The following is a 19891-nucleotide window of genomic DNA, read 5'->3' on the forward strand; positions in this document are numbered from 1 at the left end:
GGCCCGCGACGGCAAGACGGATGGACATGCCCCAGGACAGCCCCATGCAGCGGATCGCGGCGATCGTCGTGAATTACGGCACCGCCGATCTGACGATCGCCGCGGTGCAAAGCGTGCTGGCGCGCCATCATGGCGGCCGCGACGTCGCGGTGCATGTCGTCGACAACGCCTCGCCCGGCGGCGACGCGGCGGCGCTGGCGGCCGCGCACGAGGCGCATGGCTGGGGGGCGCGCGTCACGCTGTGGCCGCAGACGGTCAATCACGGCTTCGGCCGCGCCAACAACCTGGTGTCGCAGGCCCTGGCGGCGGGGGACGCGCCGCCCGACGCGGTGTTCCTTCTCAACCCCGATGCGCGGCTGGAGAACGAGGCGATCGACATCCTCGCCGCCAGCCTTGAGGCCGATCCGCGCCTGGGCTTCGCCGGGGCGGGCGTCCTGTCGCCCGAGGGCGTTCCCGTCACCGCGGCCTTCCGCTTTCCTTCCGCCCTGGGAGAGTTCGCGCAGGCGCTCGGCTTCGGGCCGGTGGCGCGGGCCTGCCGGTCGCGCCTCGTGCCGCTGCCGCCCGACCATCCCGAGGGGCGGGTGGACTGGGTGACGGGGGCGGCGGTGCTGATCCGCATGCAGGCGCTGCGCGAGATCGGCCATTTCGATCCGGCCTTCTTTCTTTACTACGAAGAGGTCGATCTGATGCGGCAGGGCGCGCGGCTGGGCTGGACCGCGCGCCATGTGCCACGCGCGCGCATCGTCCATGTCGAGGGCGCGGCGACCGGGTCGGGGCGGCCCGTCCGGGCGCGGCGGCCGGCCTATCGCTATCGGTCGTGGCGGCATTACTACACCAAGAACCACGGACGGGGCGGGGCGATCCTGGCGGGGCTGGCGCTGATGGCGGGCATGGCGGGCAATCACGTCCTGTCGCGGCTGGCCCGGCGCGACCCCCCCCGCATCGAGCGGTTCTTCGGGGATTTCTGGGCCCATGCGATGGGCCCGGCCTTGGGGCTGCGCGCGGATTCGGTGAGCGATGACCACAAGGGATGACCGGGACGGGGCGGACGGCCCCATCGGCCCTATCGTCGGGGCGGTCGTCATCGGCCGCAACGAGGGCGCGCGGCTGGTGGCCTGTCTGGACGCGCTGCCCGAAGGGATGCGGGCGCGCAGCGTCTATGTCGATTCGGGATCGACCGACGGATCGGTCGCCGCGGCCCGCGCCGCCGGAACGCGGGTGGTCGAGCTGGACATGACGCGGCCCTTCACCGCGGCGCGGGCGCGCAATGCGGGGCTGGCGGCCCTGCGGGCGGGGCCGGACGCGCCGGATCTGGTCCAGTTCATCGACGGCGACTGCATGCTGCACCCGGACTGGATCCCGCGAGCGCGGGCGTTCATGGCCGCGCATCCGCAGGTGGCCGTGGTGGCGGGGCGGCTGCGCGAACGCTTTCCCGAGGCGTCGGTCTATAACCGGATGTGCGATGCCGAATGGGATCTGCCGGCCGGCCCGGCGCGCAATTGCGGCGGCATCGCGACGATGCGGATGGCGGCGCTGGACCGCGTGGGCGGTTTCGACGAACGCCTGATCGCCGGGGAGGAGCCCGAGCTTTGCGTGCGGCTGCGCGCCGATGGCTGGCGGATCTGGCGGCTGGACGCCGAGATGGCGCTGCACGACGCGGCGATGACGCGGTTCGGGCAGTTCTGGCGCCGCGCGCGGCGGGGCGGACATGCCTATGCCGAACGGGCCGCGCTGCACGGGCAGCCGCCCGAACGCGACGGCGTGGCGGGCCAGCGGCGCGCGATCCTGTGGGGGCTGGCGCTGCCGCTGGGGATCGCGGCGGCGCTGCCGGTCCTGGGCCCCTGGGGGCTGGCGCCGGCGCTGGCCTATCCCGCGCAGATCGCGCGGATGGCGCGGCGCGCGGGCGGCGGGACCGAGGCCTGGCAGCACGCCGCGCTGACGATGGCGGGCAATGTCGCGGCGGCGCGCGGCGTGCTGGACTATCGCCTGAACCGCCGCCGGGGCCGGCGCACCGCGCTGATCGAATACAAGTGACGGGCCCGGCCCCGCGCCGCCACGTGCTGATCGTCGGCGCGATGAAGTCGGGCACGACGACGCTGTTCTCGCTGCTGGCGGCGCATCCGCGGATCGCGGCGGCGCGCCCCAAGGAGCCGGGCTATTTCGCCTTCGATGACGTGGCCGCGCGGGGGGCCGACTGGTACGAGGGGCTGTTCGGGTTCGATCCCGCGCGCCACGACTGGCGGCTGGAGGCCAGCACCGACTATACCAAGGCGCCCTTCGCGGACGGGGTGCGGGCGCGCATGGCCGCGCATCCGGACGCGGCGTTCCGGCTGATCTACATCATGCGCCACCCGCTGCGGCGGATCGAGTCGCATGCCCGCCACACGCAGGTGACCGGCAAGGAAGTGGGGCAGATCCCGTCGCCGCGCGCCGATCACGGGCTGGACAGCGGCGTGTCGCTGCCGTCGCTGGCGGTGGCGCGCTATGCCGCGCAGATCGACGTCTATGCGGATCTCTGGGCGGCGGGCGAAATGCATCTGGTGGCGCTGGAGGATCTGCAGACGGATCCGGCGCGGGTCATGGCGGGGATCTGGACGTTTCTGGGGCTGGAGCCGCCGCCCCTGGCAGACGCGCTGCCGCAGGCCAACCGGGCGCGGACGGGGCGGATGCAGATGGTGCGGGGCTGGGACCGGCTGGCGCGCACGCCGCTGATGCCGCTGGGCCGGCGGCTGCTGCCCGAAAGGCTGCGCCGGGCGATCCGCGCCGGGCTGCACCGCCGGGTCGAGATCGAGGGCCGTTTCGCGCTGCACCCCGAGGAGGAGCGGCTGCTGCTGGGGCTGCTGGCGCCCGACCTTCTGCGGCTGCGCGACGTCTATGGCGTCGAGGTGGAGCGCCTGTGGGGGCTGCGGCCCGAGCGTCTGGCGGGGGCGGATGCCGATGCAGGGGCCGATGCGGGGGCGGGGGCGGATTTGCCGAACCGGGTGTAGCGGGGGGCGCGCGCGGCATTGCGGGGCAGCGGCCGCGCCTCGGCGGGGGGGGCGGCGCGGACGAGGTCGAACTGCGCGAAACCCGCCAGCGCGCCGGCCATCATCCAGCCGATCGGGCTGAGCGTGGAATTGGGCACCATGTAGATGAAATTGCCCGCCATGATCAGCCCCAGCGCCGCCGTCTCGGGCGGCAGGGGCTTGCGCCGGGCGGTGCGCGGCAACGCGATGACCGGCATCGTCAGAAGGCCCAGAAGCGCGATGTAGCCGACCCAGCCCGAAGTGCCCAGGATCACGATCCAGTAGCCGTCGGTGGTCGAGATGTCGTTGCCCGTCTCGGGGTCGTAGACGCGGCTGCGCCCCCAGCCGCCCCAGCCCGCCACCGGCCGTTCGAGCGCGCGTTCGAGAAGCTGATCCTCGTTCCTGAAGCGGAATTGCAGCGATTGCGCGCGGTCCTGCGAAATGCTGGCGGCGATCCGGGTGATGCGGTCCATCGGGATCAGCCCGGCCTGGCGGACCGCCGGATAGAACAGCACCACCAGCGAGACGGCCATCGCCACCCGCGCCTGCCACAGCGCCGGCACCAGCAGCACCAGCGGCGCCAGCATCAGCGCCAGCGCCATCGCCCCCAGATTGCGGCTGAGCGACAGGATCAGCAGCATCCACAGCGCGGCCCAGACATACCGCGTGCGCGTCGTCCCCTTGGGCGAGACGCGCACCAGCGCCACGGCGGCGACGACGACGCTGAACAGGAAGAACCCCACCCACAGCCCGTGCGGCAGGAACACGATGGGCCGATAGCCGCCCGCCCGCACATGCTGGGCGAAGGAATGCTGGAAATAGCCGTAGATCCAGACGTTGAGCTGCGGGCTCATGCGGATCTCGATCAGGATCAGCAGCGAATAGACCAGCCCCATGACCAGCAGCGCCCGCAGCACCAGGCGGTGGGATTCCACCGTGACCAGATAGCGGCGCGCCACGAAGAAGGGCACGATGGGCGCCAGCAGCCCGGCCGACACGTTGAACACGTCCCACATGCGCAAGCCCGGAAGCCAGCGCGCGCCGACGCTGACGCCGTCCGCGTTCGACAGCACCGTCAGCAGCGGCGAGACCACCAGAAGCAGCGCCAGGCAGATCAGCACCCGCCCGACCCCCGGCCCGGCATCGACGAGGGGCGGCGCGTCCGGCACGCCCCGCCGGCCGCGCCGGCCGAAGATCAGCACCGCCACCACCAGCGTGACGGCCGGGATGCTGGTCTTGTCGAAGGCCGGGACGCCCGGAAAGTCGAAGGCGATGCCCTGGGGCAGGAACAGGTGCCCGACGATCACCGTCCAGACCAGCGCGCTGGCCACCGGCTGGCGGGCGAAGATCGCCAGCATCGCCAGGGGCCAGCCGAGCAGGGCGATGGTCGGCATGTCGCGGCCTCCTTGAGGGGGGTGCCCCCGGACGTGTTCGGGCTTGTTCCAGATCGCGCGCGTCCGGTCCAGCCGGCACCCGGTCTGCACCCCCCGTCCGGCCGTGCCAAGGCCACATTCGGGCCATGTTGCGGCGCCAGGACAAAGCAGTTAGCAGGACACGCCCGGCAAAGATCCTCCACCCGTTCACCCCCCATCGTCAAGAGTACGGATTCATGCGGAATGCCGGTCTTTCCCTTCCCCGACCGATCCTGCAGGGCGCGGCAGGGGCGGGTGCCGCGATGAGGCGGCATCTGGCGGGCGACGGCGTCAAGGCGCGGGCGCTGCGCGGCACGATCGCGTCGCTGGGGCTGGCGGGAAGCGGCCATGTGCTGCGCTTCGTGTCGAACCTGGTGCTGACGCGGCTGCTGTTTCCCGAAGCGTTCGGCCTGATGGCGCTGGTGCAGGTCATCGTCACCGGCCTGTCGCTGATGACCACCTTCGGGCTGCACGTGTCGGTCATGCAGAACCCGCGTGGCGACGAGCCCAATTTCCTCAATACCGCGTGGACGCTTCAGGCGGCGCGCGGGGTGGTGGTCTGGCTGGCGGTCTGCGCGCTGGCCGTCCCGGCCGCGCAATTCTACGCCGAACCGCTGCTGGCGCAGCTTCTGCCGGTGGCGGCCTTCGGGCTGGTCATCGCGGGGCTGCATCCGACCAAGGTGCTGAGCGCGCAGCGCCACCTTCGGCTGGGCCGCTACAGCGCGCTGAACCTGGCGATCCAGGTGATCAGCCTGATCGTGCTGGCGCTGATGGCCTGGTGGCTGCATTCGGTCTGGGCGCTGGTCCTGAACATGGTGTTCCAGCCGATCCTGGCGCTGGCCGTCTATACCCGCTTCCTGCCCGGCATCCGCAACCGGTTCCGGCTGGAGCGGGACGCGCTGCGCGAGATCTTCGGGCTGGGCAAGTTCCTGTTCATCAGCACCATCGCCACCTATCTCATCAACCAGAGCGACCGGGCGGTGCTGGGGCGGCTGATCGACATCGAGATGCTGGGCATCTATTCGATCGGCTTCGCGCTGGCGACGCTGCCGCTGATGCTGGCCATGACGGTCTATGGGTCGGTGGTGTTCCCGCTTTACCGGATGCGGCACCCGGCCGACGATCCGGCCAACCGGCCCAAGATCTTCGCCAGCCGGCGGATGGTCGCCGCGGGGGCGCTGGCGCTGTCGGGGATCATGGCCTTCGCGGGGCCGGTCCTGGTCGATGTGCTTTACGACGACCGCTATCTGCTGGCGGGGCCGATCGTGGCGCTGGTCAGCATGGCCGTCGTGCCGCAGGTCGTGCTGCACAGCACGATGCAGTCGGTGCTGGCCAAGGGCGATTCGCTGCGCTTCATGCTGGTGATCGTGGCGACCGCCCTGATCCAGATCGCCGTTCTGGTGACGGCGGCGCCGGTCTTCGGCATTCCGGGGGCGGCGCTGGCCATCGGGACGGCGCAGCTGGGGGCCTATCCGCTGATGGCGCTGTTCGTGCGGCGCTACAAATCCTGGGATCCCCTGGGCGACGGGGCGCTGATCGCGGCGGGGTTCCTCGTGACCGGGGCGGCCTGCTGGCTGCACAGGGACGAGATCGCGCTGCTGCTGCCCTAGGCGGCGGTCCGGGCGGTCCGGGCGGGCGCGGGGGCGGCGGGCAGGTCCGCCAGCGGGCTGCCGTCCAGCACCCGGTCGATCAGCCGCCGGCACGGACCTTCGTCGAGACGCGTCTCGTGCCCGCCGGCGAACAGGCGGTTCGGCATCCGCGCCACCGCGTCCCGGATGCGGTCGTCGATCGGCAGGCCGGCGAAGGCGTAAAGGCGTTCGGCGGTGCCGACCGGATCGGCCTGCGTTCCGGCATAGGTCACGACCAGGCCGCGCGGCGATCCGTCGAGCGTGTCGTGAAGAAACTCGTTGGTATAGCGCCAGCGCCAGATCTCGATCTCGACCAGGCTTTCATGCGACAGATCGGCCAGCCGGTCGGCATCGTCGCGGCCGAAATAGGCGAGGATACGGGGAACGTCGCCGAAATGGCGGCGGAAATCCTCGGGGCGGGATCTGGCCAGAACGAAGCGGTTATACCACGAATTGAGGTATTCGAACGGGTCGCGGATGTTGCGCACCACCCGCGCGCCCGCATCCTCGTGCAGCGCGGCCGCCCAGACCGGGCAGGCATTGAGCTTGAGCACCAGCGCCGCCCGGCCCAGCCTGTCCGCCCGGAGGCAGATCGGGGGCAGCGTCCATTCGCCCGCCGGATCGAGAAGGCGCGCCCTGCCGGCCAGCGCGCGGATCCGGGTCTTCGACAGCGGCCAGAGCAGCGGGCGCGCGGCGGGACGGAAGAACGCCTTGTCGAGCCGGTTCAGCCGGTCGCGGGCCGAGCGTCTGGCACGCGCCCGCGGAACGGCGCGCAGCAGGTCGCGGCGCATGGATCCGTCGAAGGCGCCGGGAAAGAGCTTGCCGCCGACGGACCCGAAATCGCCGCGCGCAATCTCGTCCGGTTCGCTGCGGCATACGACCAGGGGGCTGAGATCGACCATGTCGAGCAACCGGTTCGACCCCGAACGGCCCTGGCCGGAAATGACGACGACCGGCGCCTTGTCTGCTTCAGGTTGTAGCATCGACCCAACTCCCCCTGCGTTGCTACCGCATAGCGCGTATTTCTGCTAGCGGTATCGGGCCGTTGTGGCAATGGCGGCGGGAGAAACAGTCGTTATGACATAACGATGATTCGCGGATTTTTGCGCAAGGACGCCCCCGCCGGGCCGGTTTCCGCCGGATCGGGCGGCGCCCCGGATCGGGAATGCCCCCCGCGCCCCGATCGGGACTGTTGTCCGCCGACCGGCATTTTGCGGCGCGGGTCCGGGTCGGGATCGAGGAAATCCGCGCCGACCGGCGCGCCGACCGCGTCGAAATACCGGCTGAGGATGTTGCGGAGCGCGGCTGCCAGGGCGATGCTGAGCCCCGCGTCGCGCAGGCGCCGGATGTCCCGACCGGCGATCCTCGACGCGTCGCGGCCGATCTGTCCGGCATGGCAAAGCATCTCGGCCTGCTGACCGCCCAGGCCGACCGTGCGTGTGTGCAACAGCTTGACGGAACGAGGCATGCCGCGACGAAGGCGATCGGCCTGAAATCCAGCAACCCGAGGGAAATCCGTCGCGTATCCGGTGCAGCAGATCCTCGACCGGCAGGGCGATGTCGGGCCGCGCGGACCAGCACCGGGTCGCCTGCATCACGCGCCCCGTCGCGGCCATCTTCGCCGGGCCTTCATGCGGGATAAACCGGCCGGGATGTTCCGGCGCCTTGCAGACCGGGCGCGCGGGGCCTATCGGACAGCGACGACCGACCGGAGACCGATGCCGTGACCGCCTTTCTCCGACCGCGCCAGACGGGCCAGACGGGCCAGACGGGCCGGGCCGGGTTCAGCCCGCGCAATCCCTGGGCGCGCCTTCTGGCCGCGATCGAGGGGCCGGGCGATCCCGCGGCCTTGCGCGAGACGCTGGACGCGCTGCGCTATCACCCCGCCTTGCCGAAAGAGGTCTTCGCCCTGCTGGAACGGCGTCTGGGGCTGCCCGCGCCGGATCCGGGCGGAGCGCGCGGCACGGCGCCGCTGCGCCGCATGGAAGCGGGGCGCGAGGTGCCGTTTCCCTATCCCGCGCTGATGGCGCTGCCGCGGATCACGGGCAGCGGCAACGACAGCCGCTTCATCGCGGACATGGCCGCGGGGCTGGCCGCGCAAGCGCGCCCTTCGCGGATGCGGCGGGTGCATGTGGCGCTGAGCGGGCCCGACATCGCGGCCACGGCCCGCAGCCTGGCTGCGCAGGATTTCGCCGGCACCATCCGGCTGACGGTATTCGCCGAACGGCCCGATCCCACCCTCGATCTGCCCGCCGCGCTGATGCCCGAAATCGTCGAGGGCGGCATCCTGGGGGCCGCGGCGGCAGACCGGCTGGCCCGGATCGCGGCCGAGGCGGACATGGTGCTGTTCGTGTCGGGCACGGCCCGGTTCGACGCGGGCGCCGTCGCGCGCGCGACACACCTGCTGGAGGCGTCGGACGCGCTGGCGCTGGGGCTGGTGCCCTTCGTCCCCGAAGCCCCGCTCGACACGCCGTTCGCGCCGCCGCAGTCCCGATTCTTCGCCTCGCGCCATCCGTTCCGGGAAATGCGCGGGCTGAACATGGCGGTGCCCGCGGCGCTGCTGCGGCGCGCGGGCCTGCCCGATACGCGGTTCTCGGGCACCCGGCGGGCGGGGATGGAGCTGGCCTTCCGCATGGTCAACGACGGCGCCTGGCTGGCGCCGCTGCGGGTGCCGGATCTGCGCCCCGAGGCAGACGACACGCCCGAGGACCGCGCCCTTTACACGGCGCTTTGCCCCAATGCCTGGGACCGCAGCGGAAAAGGCGGGGACGGCCGGTTCGAGGTGCCGCGCGTCGGCGTTTATATCGCCGCCTTCAACGCGCGGCGGTATCTGTGCCGGGCCATCGACAGCATCCTCGACCAGGACGTTGCCGATCTGGAGGTCTGCATCGCCGACGACGGATCGTGCGACGGGACCGCCGACATGCTGGAACGCCGCTATGGCGGGCTGGACCGGGTGCGCTGGCAAGGCGGACGCAACGGCGGCATCGGCCATGCGTCCAACCGCGCCATCGGCATGATCCGCGCGCCCTATATCGGCCAGCTCGATGCCGACGACCGGCTGAAGCCCGGCGCGGTGCGCCGCCTGATGGAGGTGCTGGACGAAAATCCCGATGTCGTCTGCGCCTATGGATCGTGCGAACGCATCGACGCCGCGGGCGGATACGTGCAGGACGAATACAGCTGGCCGGTCTTTTCGCGCGAGAAGATGATGGTCACCTCGATCGCGCATCACTTCCGCATGTTCCGCCGCACCGCCTGGGCGCGCAGCGGCAAGTTCCGCGAGGATATCGCCAACGCGGTCGATTACGACTTCTTCCTCAAGCTGTCGGAAACCGGAAAGATGCGGCATGTGGACGAGGTGCTGTATCAGCGCCGCTGGCACGGCCGCAACACGTCGAACGTGAACGAGACGTTCCAGACCGCCAACACCCACCGCGTCCAGCGCGAGGCGCTGGGGCGGCTGGGGCTGGCGCGGTTCTGGGACGTGAAGGTTCTCGACACCGCGCAGCCGCGGCGGATCACCTACATGCGCCGGCCCCGCGCGCCGCTGGTGCTGTTCTGGCCCGATTATTCGTGGTCGAACCCCTATCAGCCGCTGCTTTACGGCGGCCTTCGCCACAGGACCGAGGTCTGCGCGGGCGATATCGACACCGCGCTGCAGGCGATCTGGATGATGGACGATCCCGCCGACCTGACGTTCCACCTGCACTGGGTGAACTTCCTGTTCCTCGACGCCGCCGACAGGACCGAGGCGCAGGCCCGCGCGGCGGCGTTCCTGGAACGGCTGGACCGGTTCCTGTCCATCGGCGGACGGCTGGTCTGGACCATCCACAACACCCTGTCGCATGACAGCCCCTTCGCAGATATCGAGGCCGGTCTGGCCGCGGGCATCGCGCGGCGCGCGCATGTGCTGCATGTCCATTCCGCCGGGCAGGTGGCCGAGATCGCGCAACAATTCGACATTCCCGCGCACAAGGCGCGGGTATCGGCGCATGGCAACTATATCGGCGCCTATCCCGATATCGTCACCCGCGCCGAGGCGCGCCGCCAGCTTGGGCTGGACGACGCGGACGACGTGATCCTGATGTCGGGGCAGATCCGGCCCTACAAGGGAGCGGAGGATCTGGTCGCGGTGGTGCGGCGTCTGCTGGCCGAGCGTCCGCGGACGCTGCTGCTGCTGGCGGGGCGCGACAAGTTCGGCGCGCTGGACGGCCTGCTGGCAGAGCTGGCGCCGACCGAACGCGACCGCATCCGCGCGACGGGACGGTTCGTCGCCGATTCCGAGATGCAGGTCTTCTTCCGCGCGGCGGATTTCGCCGTCTATCCCTATCGGGCGATCCTGACATCGGGCTCGATGCTGCTGGCGCTGAGCTTCGGTCTGCCGACGATCCTGCCCGACGTGGCGATGACGCGCGAAGTGCTGGAGGGCCGGGACGCGGGGCTGCTTTACGACGCGGCAGAGGGCCGGGATGCACTGGAAAAGGCCGTCAGGACGCTGCTGGCGCGCAAGGATGCGGGCGATCTGCCGCAGATCGCCGCCAATGCCCGGCAGACGGCCGAACGATGGCCCTGGCCCGATTTCGGCGCGGTGCTGGATTGGCGCGGCGGGGGTCAGGACGCGCGGAACTGATCCACCGACCCGATGCGCATGTTGCGGTATTTCCAGAGCTTGTTGGTCTCGGCCAGCCGCCCTTCGAGATAGCCGGGCGGCAGGGGCGCCTGCCCCAGCCGTTCCAGCGACGCCGAGATTTCGGCCGACAGCGTGCCGCGGAAGGCGGCCATCCGCGCCAGCGCCCCGGCGCGGATGCGCGCGGGATCGAAGGTGCCGTCCTTCAGCCGTCCGACGGCCAGGGCCACGGCCAGGGCCACGGCCTTCGGCGTGGGGTCGCAGATGACGGAATTGTCCGCGTCGTAATATTCGTCGCGCCCCCCGCGCGAGGGCGTGCTGACGACGGGCAGGCCGCACAGAAGATATTCCAGCGACGCATAGCAGGCCCCTTCCTCGGCCGACAGGATCAGCCCCGTCCGCGCCTTGCCGATGGCCTGCGACACGCGCTCGCCCTTGAGGTTGCGGAAGATGCGGCGCGGCGACAGGCTTGCCAGATCGAGGTCGGCCCATTTCCAGTCGTAGCAGACGAAGATCTTGTCGGTGACGTCGCGCGTCAGCTCGTGCCGTTTGAAATCGTTGGCGCGCGCGTTGTAGACGGCATCGAAGCGCTGCGGCCCGGTGGCCAGGCCGAACTGGGCCTCGTTGAGAAGGGCCGCGTTGTTGAAGAACACGCAGGTCTCGGGCGGCAGGATTTGCCGGGCGCGGTCGTATTCGTCGGCGGAATTGAGCAGGAACCGGATGCGCGCCGCCGCCGCCGCATCCCCCAGCGCGCGGCACGCCTCGTCGAAGCGGGCGCGGATGAACTTCAGGCTCTTGTCCGAGACGAACCACGAAAAGGTGAAACAGCACAACGCATCCGGCAGGATACCCTCGGCGCACAGGCCCGGAATGGCGCCGATCCCGTCATGCAGGAAGATCACGTCGAGATCGTCCGTCCGGTGGAAGACCTTGAGGCGCGGAAACCGCGCCTGCCGGTCGCGCACGCGCGCGGAGGCGGACGACGAGGGGGGCGGGAAGGCATCGTTCATGCGGGGCACCTTGGGGTTGCGGGCCGGCGGGACCGGGACCGCGTCCGCGGCTTTGCGTTCGGTTCTGGCGCAGGCTAAGGCAGGCCGCAATGGCCGCAAGCAGGGATCCGCGGATGACCGACGCCCCCGATACCGTCCCCGACGCCATCCCGGACCCGGCGCGGGATGCCGACCTTCTGGCGCTGCTGCGATCCCTGCGCGACGCGCAGGAACGCGTGATCGTGCTGGAGGAACGGCTGGCCGCGACGCAGACCCTGAACGCCGCCCCGGCCGAGCTTGAGAGTCTGCAGGCCGAGCTGGAGGAGATGCGCGCCAGGCTGGACGCCAGCGAGACGCATAACGCCGCCCTGCGCGCCAGCACCTCGTGGCGGATCACGGCGCCGCTGCGCCGCCTGCGGCTCGGCCTGCGGCGCGACCGGCCGTGACCGCCGCCCGCCCCGACCCTGCCCCCGATACCGGCCTCGATACTGCCCCCGATACCGGCGACGACACGGGCGACGACATCGCGATCCTGAAGGCGGCGCGGCGCACCTTGCGGATCGAGGCCGAGGCGCTGACGGCGCTGTCGGACGACCTGCCGGCCGATTTCGCGGGCGCGGTCCATGCGATCCGGGCCGCGCGGGGCCGGGCGATCGTCGCGGGCATCGGCAAGTCCGGCCATGTGGCGCGCAAGATCGCGGCGACGCTGGCCTCGACCGGGACGCCCGCGCTTTTCGTGCATCCGACCGAGGCCAGCCACGGCGATCTGGGCATGATCGGGGCCGACGACATCGTCGTGCTGATCTCCAATTCCGGCGAGACGGCGGAGCTGGGCGACATCCTGGCCTATTGCCGGCGCTTCGACATTCCCCTGATCGGCATTTCGCGCGATCCCCGCTCGACGCTGATGGCGGCGGCGCGCTGGCGGCTGACGCTGCCCCCCACCCCCGAGGCGTGCCCGATGGGCATGGCGCCCACCACCTCGACCACGGCGGCGCTGGCCCTGGGCGACGCGCTGGCCGTGGCGCTGATGGAGCTGCGCGGATTCACCCGCGAGACCTATGCCACCTTCCATCCGGGCGGAAAGCTGGGGGCGCAACTGGCGCGGGTGGAAAAGCTGATGCATGGCGGCGACCGGCTGCCCGCCGTGGGCGCGGACACGCCCATGGCCGAGGTCCTGCTGACGATGACGTCGAAGGGATTCGGCATCGCCGCGGTGATCGGCGCGGACGGGCGGCTGGCCGGGGTCATCACCGACGGCGACCTGCGGCGCCACATGGCGGGGCTTCTGGACCGGCGCGCGGGCGAGATCGCCCATCACGATCCCGTGACCGTGCCCCCCGCCATGCTGGCCGTCGAAGCGCTGTCGCTGTTGCACGACCACCGCGTATCGGCATTGATCGTGACCGATCCCGAGGGCCGGCCGGTCGGGATCCTGCATGTCCACGACCTGCTGCGCGCAGGAGTGGTCTAGAACCCGGTCCCCTGCCGTACAAAATATTTTTCCGGGCGAACCAAATACTGTTCCAGTTGTTCTGGCCTTGGGTTAAGGTAAGTTAACGACATCTTGCAGGGAGATTATGCATGTATACGAAACTTTTCGGAGCGGCAGCGGCGGCGGCGGTCATGGTATCGGGTGCCCAGGCATTCGCCGCGACGCTTTTGATCGACGATTTCAGCACCGTTCAATCGGTCAGCGACGTACCGTCGGCCGGCCTGACCAACGCCTCGCAGGCGGCCGGACCGGGCATCCTGGGCGGTTTCCGCGACCTTCAGGTGAGCAACACCGCCAATAACGGCAACCCCACCAACGCGACCGAACTGGAAGCGACGGGGACGTCGCTGGCGTTCAACAACAATGCGCAGGCCCGCGGCACCGGCACCGTCACCTATGACGGCGACGACGATCCGACCACGCTGAATCCGTTCGGCCTGGGCGGCGTGAACCTGAACATCGGCACCGACCCGTTCTTCGCCTTCGATGTCGATTCGGCGGCCTTCGACGGCAACGCCCTGTTCCGGCTGACCGCCTATGACATGCTGGGCAACCAGGTGTCGTATCAGGAAACGCTGGCCGGCGGCTTCGAGACCACGCTGGATTTCGGGTCGCTGACGGGCGATGCGGGCTTCGATTTCGGCCAGGTCGGCGCACTGGAATTCTTCATCAGCACCGAAGGCACCGCCATCAGCATCGACGGCGTTCTGAACTCGATCTCGGTCCAGGCCGGCGACACGCCCCCGGTCGTTCCGCTGCCGGCTTCGGCGCTGCTGCTGCTGGGCGGCATCGGCGGCCTGTCGGTCATGCGGGCCCGCCGCCGCAAGAGCTGAGCGATAGCGCATCGGGCCCCTTCCGGGGGGCCCTGACGGACAAGGGCCACGCGAGCGTTTCGCGTGGCCCTTTGCTTTTGCGCGGTGGCCTTGGAAGCGGCGCCCCGAACCGCGCCCGGTCAGATCTGCGCGCGCGGTGCCTGCTGGCCCCCGAACGTCCGATCCTCGGCGCCCCGGCGGGTCGCGGCGACGGCCCGTGCGAAACGGTCGAGTTCGCCATCGGTCCAGACATGGCCGTGCCATTGGGCGACGGCGGGCTCGAACCCGTGACGTTCGGCCAGTTCGGCGATCAGGTCGGCATCCTTCAGCGACAGCCTGGAGCCGATGCTGTAATCCCCGTCCTGCCGCGCCAGCGCCAGAAGCATCGTCTCGCCCAGGCATCCCCAGCACAGATCCTGGGGCAATGTCTGGAACGCGCCCAGATCCACCGCGAAGGGCGGACTGACGAGGCCCCCGTCGAAGACCAGGATGCCGCGGTCGGAAATGTCGGCCTTGGCGACGTTCTGCGGACGCGCCACGTCGCAGACCAGTGTGCCCGGCTTCAGCCGGTCGGTGTCGATGACGGCGGTTTCGGAACTGGTCGCGACAAGGACGATATCGGCATGGGCCATGGCCGCGTCGATATCGGTCGTCCAGTCGAGCGGCGCCTGACGGCCCGTGGTGCGGAAGGCGGTGTCGAACCGTTCGGCCAGACCCTTCACGTCCGTTCCGGCCAGCCCGAACCGCGACGCGCCGCCGCGTATCGTGCCGGCCATCGCGCCATTCGCGCGGTCCGTATCGGCGACCGACAGGGTCGCGCAGATCTCGTCGGCGACATGCGCCAGAAGCTTGGGCGAGAAGGGGTTTTTCGCGTTGCCCACCAGCGTCATGCGACCGCAGAGGCGCGACAGCATCAGCGCCCCCAGCCGGCCGATGGCGCCCGAGGCCCCCACGACCGCGACATGCGCGTTCGCCATGTCCATCCCCGACCGTTCCGCCATCCGACCGATCGCGCGCACCGCCGAAACGGTGGTCAGGGTGTTGCCGCTGGTGATCGGCACGCCGCGCCCGGTCGCCATTTCGCCGCCGCGTGTGGCGATCGAGGTGAAGGCGCCCAGGCCCAGGCGCGACACGCCGGCATCCTGCGCCATGTCCACGGCGTCGCGGATCATCGCGGCGGCCACCGCGCGTTCGCGCCCGCGCATGTCGCGCGGCAGCATCGGCACCGACAGGATCCAGCCCTCGGCGGTCTGCCCGGTCAGCGAGGTGACGGGCGGGATGCGGCGTACATAGCCCGGCCCGAGCTGCTTGACCCAGTCGCACCAATTGCCCAGCTCGGCCTCGTCGAACTGGCGGAACGAGGGATCCGAGCGAAAGATGTCCTCTTCCTCGGTATAGTGGATGAGGAAGGCGAACTTGCCCGGCACCGGGGTCGCGGCATCGACGGCGGCGGCGGCCGGACCGGCATCGGCGGGCGCGGCATCGGGCAGTTGCGGCGGCGTCGCCACCAGATGGCGCACCATCCGGTAATAGTCGCGCCCGGCGACGATATCGCAGACGGCGCCGAGCGCATCGACGGCGCGGTCGATCTCGGCCCGGCCGGAAATCAGCGGCGGCTGCAGGCGCAGAACGTGGCTGTCGTTGAACAACGGCGCGGTGATCACGCCCTCGATATTCATCAGGTAGGAGCTGATCAGCGGCGTCACGCCGCCGTTGAGGCTGGAAAACGCCATCGTCGCCGAATCGATGCGGTCGTCGAAGCGGTGGAATTCGACACCCATCATGTAGCCCTGACCGCGCACCTCGCGGATGACTTCGGGATAGGCGCGTTGCAGGTCGGTCAGGCGGTTTTCCAGATGGACGCCGTTCCAGGCCACGCTTTCGACCAGCGCGCCGTCGTCTTCCAGCAGCAGGTCGAGCGTGACGTTCGCCGCGCGGCAGGCCAGGTTGTTGTTGGCGAAGGTCGAGCTGTGCAGGCGGCCGAACCGGTCGTCCCAGACGGACGGGCGCACGATGCAGGCCCCGATCGCCATCATCCCGCCGCCGAGCGCCTTGGACAGCAGCAGCATGTCGGGCACTTCGCGGCCGCGCGAACAGGCGAACAGCGCGCCGGTGCGCCCCAGACCCGTCTGGATCTCGTCCAGGATCGTCAGCACGCCATGGGACCGGCACAGCGCGATCGCGCCGTCGATATAGCCTTCGGGCGGACGGACGACGCCGCCCTCGCCCTGGATCGGTTCGACGATGAAGGCCGCCAGACGGTCGGCGCCCGCTTCGAGCCGGGCGCGCAGCGCGTCGAGATCGCCGTAAGGCAGATAGCCGAAGCCGGGCGCGGGGGCCGCGAACCCCTTTTGATAGAGCGGCTTGCCGGTCGCCGACAGCGCGCCCAGCGTCTTGCCGTGAAAGCTGTTGGAGGTGGACAGGATTTCGGTCCGGCCGGTGCGCACGCGCGCCAGCTTGATCGCCGCCTCGACCGTTTCGGCGCCGCTGTTGGTCAGCGTGGTGATGCCCAGATCGCCGGGCGCGATGTCGGCCAGACGCTGGGCCAGACGCTCGGCCTCGACCGCGTGCAGGGGCTGGACCAGCGATGGCAGCTCGTCGTGCTGCGCGGCCATCAGGCCGGACCAGAGCCGGGGATGGTTGTGGCCGAACGGCAGCGCACCGTATTGCGATAGGAAGTCCAGATATTGCCGCCCCTGATCGTCGAACAGGTGGCATCCCGAACCGCGCACAAGCCGCGTGTCGAGGGCGAAGGTACGCAGAAGTTCCGCGCGCGTTGGATTCAGGGCCGACATCGAACCTCCGTGAAAAGCGGGGAGTCTCAGTTTTCCAGGAACGTCTGCATGATCCGAGATCGCTGTCAGAGCTACTCTCGGGACCTTAACGAATGGTTTACGGCCTCGCTTCGCCGCAAGGGTCCGTACGGAACGGGACGTCGATCATGCTGGGCCTGCTGGACATTGTCGCTTCAATGTGGACCAGCGGACCCCTTCCGACAACACCGTTGACGCCAAACCGCGCCGGGAGGGCCATTTCCTGCCGATGGGCTGCGATCCCAATGCGGCGGCGTGGCGATTCGCGGCGTCGGGACAGGGGTTTTCAGGGATTCGCCGGATCGGCGGAAATCCGTCGCGGCGGGCGGGACGGCGCCTGCCCGGTCTCAGTTGCTGGGGGTGCAGTTCGGGTTCCGTCCCGTGCATCCCACGGTAAGCGCGTCGATATCGCCCGCATCCCCGCCGCCCGTGGCCGTGTTTCCCGATGTCGCATAGCTGGCGTTGACGGTGGTGCCCCTGTCGTCGTTGTTGTTGGCCACCTCCGCGGCGACCACGATGGCCGCGGTGGAGATCGCGGCGCTGCCCAGGCCCTTCGCAAGCGATTGTCCGACGCCCGGCGAGGATGCCGTATCCCGCGCGATCACCCGCACCCCTTCGGACGCGCCGACATCGAACGTCGTCAGCGACGTGATGACCGGCGCGCCGCCCGACGGATCGGAGGCGACCGACACGACGTCCTGCAGCATCCGCCCGTTCGCAAGCTGATAGGGCGGCAGCACGGTCGTCCCTGTTTCGGCGCAGGCGCCGAGAAGCATTGCGGCCGATGCCAGACCGGCGGCCCCGCCGCGTCCGAGGAATGTCGCTCGTTCCATCCGCGCCTCCTCGTGTCAGTTGCTTGGCTTGCAGTCGGCCCCGCGTCCCGTGCAGACCACGGTCACGGCGTCGATATCCGCATCCCCGTCCGAGCGGTTGCCCATGTTGACATAGCGGATCGACAGGTTTTCGAGCCCCGCCAGAAGCGCCTCGGGATCGCTGATGCTCAGCAGGTCCGGGCGGAAGACCAGCGCGTTCAGATTCACCGCCTCGAGCCCGCCCACCGGCCCGAAGAAGGTATCCGCCTCTTCCTGAAGCCAGGTCGCGTAATCGGCCGGATCCTGGAAGACGAGCTTGCCGCTGGTGCCGATGGCCAGATCGGGATCGGTGTCGAGACGGGCCAGATGTTCGGACTGGGCCATCTGGGTCACGGCCGCGACGGGATCGATGTCGGCCCCGAGTTCGACGGTAAAATCCAGCACCGCCACGAAGGAGGGGCCGTCGGCGGGCGTCCGCACCGTCGTTTCGGTGTCGTTCGACGGGTCGGCATCCTGTCCGTCCTGGGGGGCCGGACCGCCCTGATCCTGCCCGGAACCGCCTTGCGACGCGGCGCTTCCCTGATTTTGCTGGCTGCCCTGATCCTGCTGGGCCGAGGCCGGCGACAGGCCGAGCAAGGCCGCCAGAAAGGCCGCGTGAACGGAAGTGGCGGGGAATGAAAGGAACGGGGTGCGGTTCATAGTGTCATCTCCTCGGCTGGAGCGGGCAATACGAAACGGAACGACGAAGATCGTGCTGTCAGGACAGGACCGGCACCGGGGATCCGGTTCCGAAAAAAGTGAAGGGTTCTGGAAATCGCCGGACGGGATTGTCGCGCAATCGCCGGGGCGGACGGGCGCCCGTGCCCCTGTGGCAGAGGGCCGGGGGCCGCAGATCGGGCGCCGCAATCCTGCGGCAGGGCGACGGCGCGTCGGCTTTTCGACGCGCCGCCGGACAGGGCCGGGATCAGCGGACGAGACCCGCGATCCGGCCTTCGTTGACGCCCTGGAACCAGTCGGCGATCGTCTCGCGGTCCGCGTCGGTCATGCCGGTGATGTTGGCCGGCGGCATGGCGTGGCTGACACCCGCCTGGAGGTAGATCTGGCGCGCCTCGCGGGCGATGTCGGCGGGGGTCTCGAGATAGACGCCCTTGGGGGCCCAGCGGACGCCCTCCCAGACGGGTTCGCGGGCATGGCACATCGAACAGCGGCCCATCACCACGTCGGCGGCGTCGGCGAAACCGGCGGCGGCGGCATATTCCTGTTCGTGCGGGGTCAGCGGCTTGGCCTCGAGCGCGCCGAAATCGCCGTCCCAGGTGTTGGCGGTGGACAGCCACGCCAGCGAGATGAACAGCACCGCCGTGACGGCCCAGGTCCAGGTCGGCACCTTCTGGCGCATGTGCATGGTGTTGAAATAGTGCCGGATGCTGACCCCGATCAGGAAGACCAGCGCCGCGATGATCCAGCTATATTCGGTGCCGAAGGCCAGCGGATAGTGGTTGGACAGCATCAGGAACAGAACCGGCAGCGTCAGATAGTTGTTGTGCGTGCTGCGCAGCTTGGCGATCTTGCCGTATTTCGGATCGGGCTTGCGGCCGGCCTTGAGGTCGTCGACCACGATGCGCTGGTTCGGCATGATGACGAAGAACACGTTCGCCGTCATGATCGTGGCGGTCATCGCCCCCAGATGCAGCAGCGCCGCGCGGCCCGTGAAGATGTGGTTCAGCGCCCAGGACACCACCACGATGCCGAGAAACAGCACCAGCATCACCGCAGTCGGATATTCCCTGAGCGGCGAACGGCACAGATAGTCGTAGCCGAGCCAGCCCACCGCGATGAAGCCCGCCGAGATCAGGATAGCCTGCCACAGCGCCAGATCGGCCTTTTCGGGGTCGATCAGGAACAGTTCCGCCCCGGCCCAGTAGACGATCATCAGCAGCGCCGCGCCCGACAGCCACGTGGCGTAGCTTTCCCATTTGAACCAGGTCAGATGCTCGGGCATCGTCTCGGGGGCGACGAGGTATTTCTGGATGTGATAGAAACCCCCGCCGTGGACCTGCCATTCCTCGCCGTCGGCGGGCCCCTTGATATTGCGGTTCAGCCCCAGGTCCAGGGCGACGAAATAGAACGACGAGCCGATCCAGGCTATCGCGGTGATGACATGCAACCAGCGCACCGCGAAGGCGAACCAATCCCACAGGATGGCGACGTCATACATCGAGGACTCCTCCCGAATCCGATTTGAGCTATGCGTCCAGGCTATCGCAGGGTTGATTATCCCGGTAGGCTGGTGCTTGA

General features: G+C 69.7%; 15 protein-coding genes. 8 read left to right on the top strand and 7 right to left on the bottom strand.

Going from position 1 to position 19891, the window contains the following annotated elements:
• The first annotated feature begins 26 nt into the window (after positions 1-26).
• Genes OCGS_RS13225 through OCGS_RS14890 form a run of 3 tightly spaced genes read left to right on the top strand, consistent with a single transcriptional unit; the run spans position 27 to position 2987 of the window.
• Positions 27-1034: a glycosyltransferase gene (locus OCGS_RS13225; protein WP_162136614.1), complete on the top strand. Its 1008-nt coding sequence runs from the start codon at positions 27-29 to the stop codon at positions 1032-1034.
• Complete coding sequence (locus tag OCGS_RS13230; RefSeq protein WP_007427751.1) at positions 1018-2034, top strand: glycosyltransferase family 2 protein; 1017 nt, start codon at positions 1018-1020, stop codon at positions 2032-2034. The genes OCGS_RS13225 and OCGS_RS13230 overlap by 17 nt, the downstream gene beginning before the upstream one ends.
• Entirely contained in the window at positions 2031-2987 is a 957-nt protein-coding gene (locus OCGS_RS14890; protein WP_156801063.1) for a sulfotransferase family protein, read from the top strand. Before OCGS_RS13230 ends, OCGS_RS14890 begins: the two co-directional genes overlap by 4 nt.
• Here the strand turns inward: OCGS_RS14890 and OCGS_RS15130 are convergent.
• Positions 2873-4399 carry an O-antigen ligase family protein gene (locus tag OCGS_RS15130; protein ID WP_007427752.1) on the bottom strand — a complete coding sequence of 509 codons (1527 nt, stop codon included), beginning with the start codon at positions 4397-4399 and terminating at the stop codon, positions 2873-2875. The genes OCGS_RS14890 and OCGS_RS15130 overlap by 115 nt on opposite strands.
• 281 nt (positions 4400-4680) lie before the next feature.
• Here OCGS_RS15130 and OCGS_RS13245 point away from each other — a divergent pair, with 281 nt between their 5' ends.
• Entirely contained in the window at positions 4681-6027 is a 1347-nt protein-coding gene (locus tag OCGS_RS13245) for an oligosaccharide flippase family protein (protein WP_007427754.1), read from the top strand.
• Here OCGS_RS13245 and OCGS_RS13250 read toward each other — a convergent pair.
• The gene (locus OCGS_RS13250) at positions 6024-7028 is read right to left on the bottom strand and encodes a hypothetical protein (protein ID WP_007427755.1); all 1005 of its coding nucleotides are present in this window, start codon (positions 7026-7028) and stop codon (positions 6024-6026) included. The genes OCGS_RS13245 and OCGS_RS13250 overlap by 4 nt on opposite strands.
• A gap of 740 nt (positions 7029-7768) precedes the next feature.
• Here OCGS_RS13250 and OCGS_RS14625 point away from each other — a divergent pair.
• Entirely contained in the window at positions 7769-10678 is a 2910-nt protein-coding gene (locus OCGS_RS14625; RefSeq protein ID WP_007427757.1) for a glycosyltransferase, read from the top strand.
• Here the strand turns inward: OCGS_RS14625 and OCGS_RS14630 are convergent.
• Positions 10660-11685, bottom strand: a complete 1026-nt coding sequence (locus tag OCGS_RS14630) for a glycosyltransferase (protein ID WP_007427758.1) — start codon at positions 11683-11685, stop codon at positions 10660-10662. The two genes, OCGS_RS14625 and OCGS_RS14630, sit on opposite strands and share 19 nt — an antisense overlap.
• A 113-nt stretch (positions 11686-11798) precedes the next feature.
• On the opposite strand from OCGS_RS14630, the gene OCGS_RS13270 reads away from it, so the two are divergent.
• From OCGS_RS13270 to OCGS_RS13280, 3 genes are all read left to right on the top strand, one after another.
• Positions 11799-12110: a hypothetical protein gene (locus tag OCGS_RS13270; protein WP_007427759.1), complete on the top strand. Its 312-nt coding sequence runs from the start codon at positions 11799-11801 to the stop codon at positions 12108-12110.
• Positions 12107-13138 carry a KpsF/GutQ family sugar-phosphate isomerase gene (locus OCGS_RS13275; protein ID WP_007427760.1) on the top strand — a complete coding sequence of 344 codons (1032 nt, stop codon included), beginning with the start codon at positions 12107-12109 and terminating at the stop codon, positions 13136-13138. Before OCGS_RS13270 ends, OCGS_RS13275 begins: the two co-directional genes overlap by 4 nt.
• Positions 13139-13248: 110 nt before the next feature.
• The gene (locus tag OCGS_RS13280; RefSeq protein ID WP_007427761.1) at positions 13249-13992 is read left to right on the top strand and encodes a VPLPA-CTERM sorting domain-containing protein; all 744 of its coding nucleotides are present in this window, start codon (positions 13249-13251) and stop codon (positions 13990-13992) included.
• 119 nt (positions 13993-14111) lie between these two features.
• Here the strand turns inward: OCGS_RS13280 and OCGS_RS13285 are convergent, their stop codons facing one another.
• From OCGS_RS13285 to OCGS_RS13300, 4 genes are all read right to left on the bottom strand, one after another.
• Positions 14112-16766 carry an aminotransferase class III-fold pyridoxal phosphate-dependent enzyme gene (locus OCGS_RS13285; protein WP_007427762.1) on the bottom strand — a complete coding sequence of 885 codons (2655 nt, stop codon included), beginning with the start codon at positions 16764-16766 and terminating at the stop codon, positions 14112-14114.
• Positions 16767-17131: 365 nt separating this feature from the next.
• Complete coding sequence (locus OCGS_RS13290; RefSeq protein WP_007427763.1) at positions 17132-17617, bottom strand: hypothetical protein; 486 nt, start codon at positions 17615-17617, stop codon at positions 17132-17134.
• A 15-nt stretch (positions 17618-17632) separates the two neighbouring features.
• On the bottom strand, positions 17633-18295 hold the full coding sequence (locus OCGS_RS13295; RefSeq protein WP_007427764.1) for a hypothetical protein: 663 nt from the start codon (positions 18293-18295) through the stop codon (positions 17633-17635).
• A gap of 265 nt (positions 18296-18560) precedes the next feature.
• The gene (locus OCGS_RS13300) at positions 18561-19811 is read right to left on the bottom strand and encodes a urate hydroxylase PuuD (protein ID WP_007427765.1); all 1251 of its coding nucleotides are present in this window, start codon (positions 19809-19811) and stop codon (positions 18561-18563) included.
• Positions 19812-19891 lie beyond the last annotated feature (80 nt).

The sequence above is a fragment of the Oceaniovalibus guishaninsula JLT2003 genome (assembly GCF_000299575.1).
In the GTDB taxonomy this organism is placed as follows: domain Bacteria; phylum Pseudomonadota; class Alphaproteobacteria; order Rhodobacterales; family Rhodobacteraceae; genus Palleronia; species Palleronia guishaninsula.

Excerpts from the sequence above, each read along its gene's own strand:
- OCGS_RS13225 (WP_162136614.1), top strand. The coding sequence starts at position 27 with ATGCCCCAGGACAGCCCCATGCAGCGGATCGCGGCGATCGTCGTGAAT.
- OCGS_RS13230 (WP_007427751.1), top strand. The coding sequence starts at position 1,018 with ATGACCACAAGGGATGACCGGGACGGGGCGGACGGCCCCATCGGCCCT.
- OCGS_RS15130 (WP_007427752.1), bottom strand. The coding sequence starts at position 4,399 with ATGCCGACCATCGCCCTGCTCGGCTGGCCCCTGGCGATGCTGGCGATC.
- OCGS_RS13245 (WP_007427754.1), top strand. The coding sequence starts at position 4,681 with ATGAGGCGGCATCTGGCGGGCGACGGCGTCAAGGCGCGGGCGCTGCGC.
- OCGS_RS13250 (WP_007427755.1), bottom strand. The coding sequence starts at position 7,028 with ATGCTACAACCTGAAGCAGACAAGGCGCCGGTCGTCGTCATTTCCGGC.
- OCGS_RS14630 (WP_007427758.1), bottom strand. The coding sequence starts at position 11,685 with ATGAACGATGCCTTCCCGCCCCCCTCGTCGTCCGCCTCCGCGCGCGTG.
- OCGS_RS13270 (WP_007427759.1), top strand. The coding sequence starts at position 11,799 with ATGACCGACGCCCCCGATACCGTCCCCGACGCCATCCCGGACCCGGCG.
- OCGS_RS13280 (WP_007427761.1), top strand. The coding sequence starts at position 13,249 with ATGTATACGAAACTTTTCGGAGCGGCAGCGGCGGCGGCGGTCATGGTA.
- OCGS_RS13285 (WP_007427762.1), bottom strand. The coding sequence starts at position 16,766 with ATGTCGGCCCTGAATCCAACGCGCGCGGAACTTCTGCGTACCTTCGCC.
- OCGS_RS13290 (WP_007427763.1), bottom strand. The coding sequence starts at position 17,617 with ATGGAACGAGCGACATTCCTCGGACGCGGCGGGGCCGCCGGTCTGGCA.
- OCGS_RS13295 (WP_007427764.1), bottom strand. The coding sequence starts at position 18,295 with ATGAACCGCACCCCGTTCCTTTCATTCCCCGCCACTTCCGTTCACGCG.
- OCGS_RS13300 (WP_007427765.1), bottom strand. The coding sequence starts at position 19,811 with ATGTATGACGTCGCCATCCTGTGGGATTGGTTCGCCTTCGCGGTGCGC.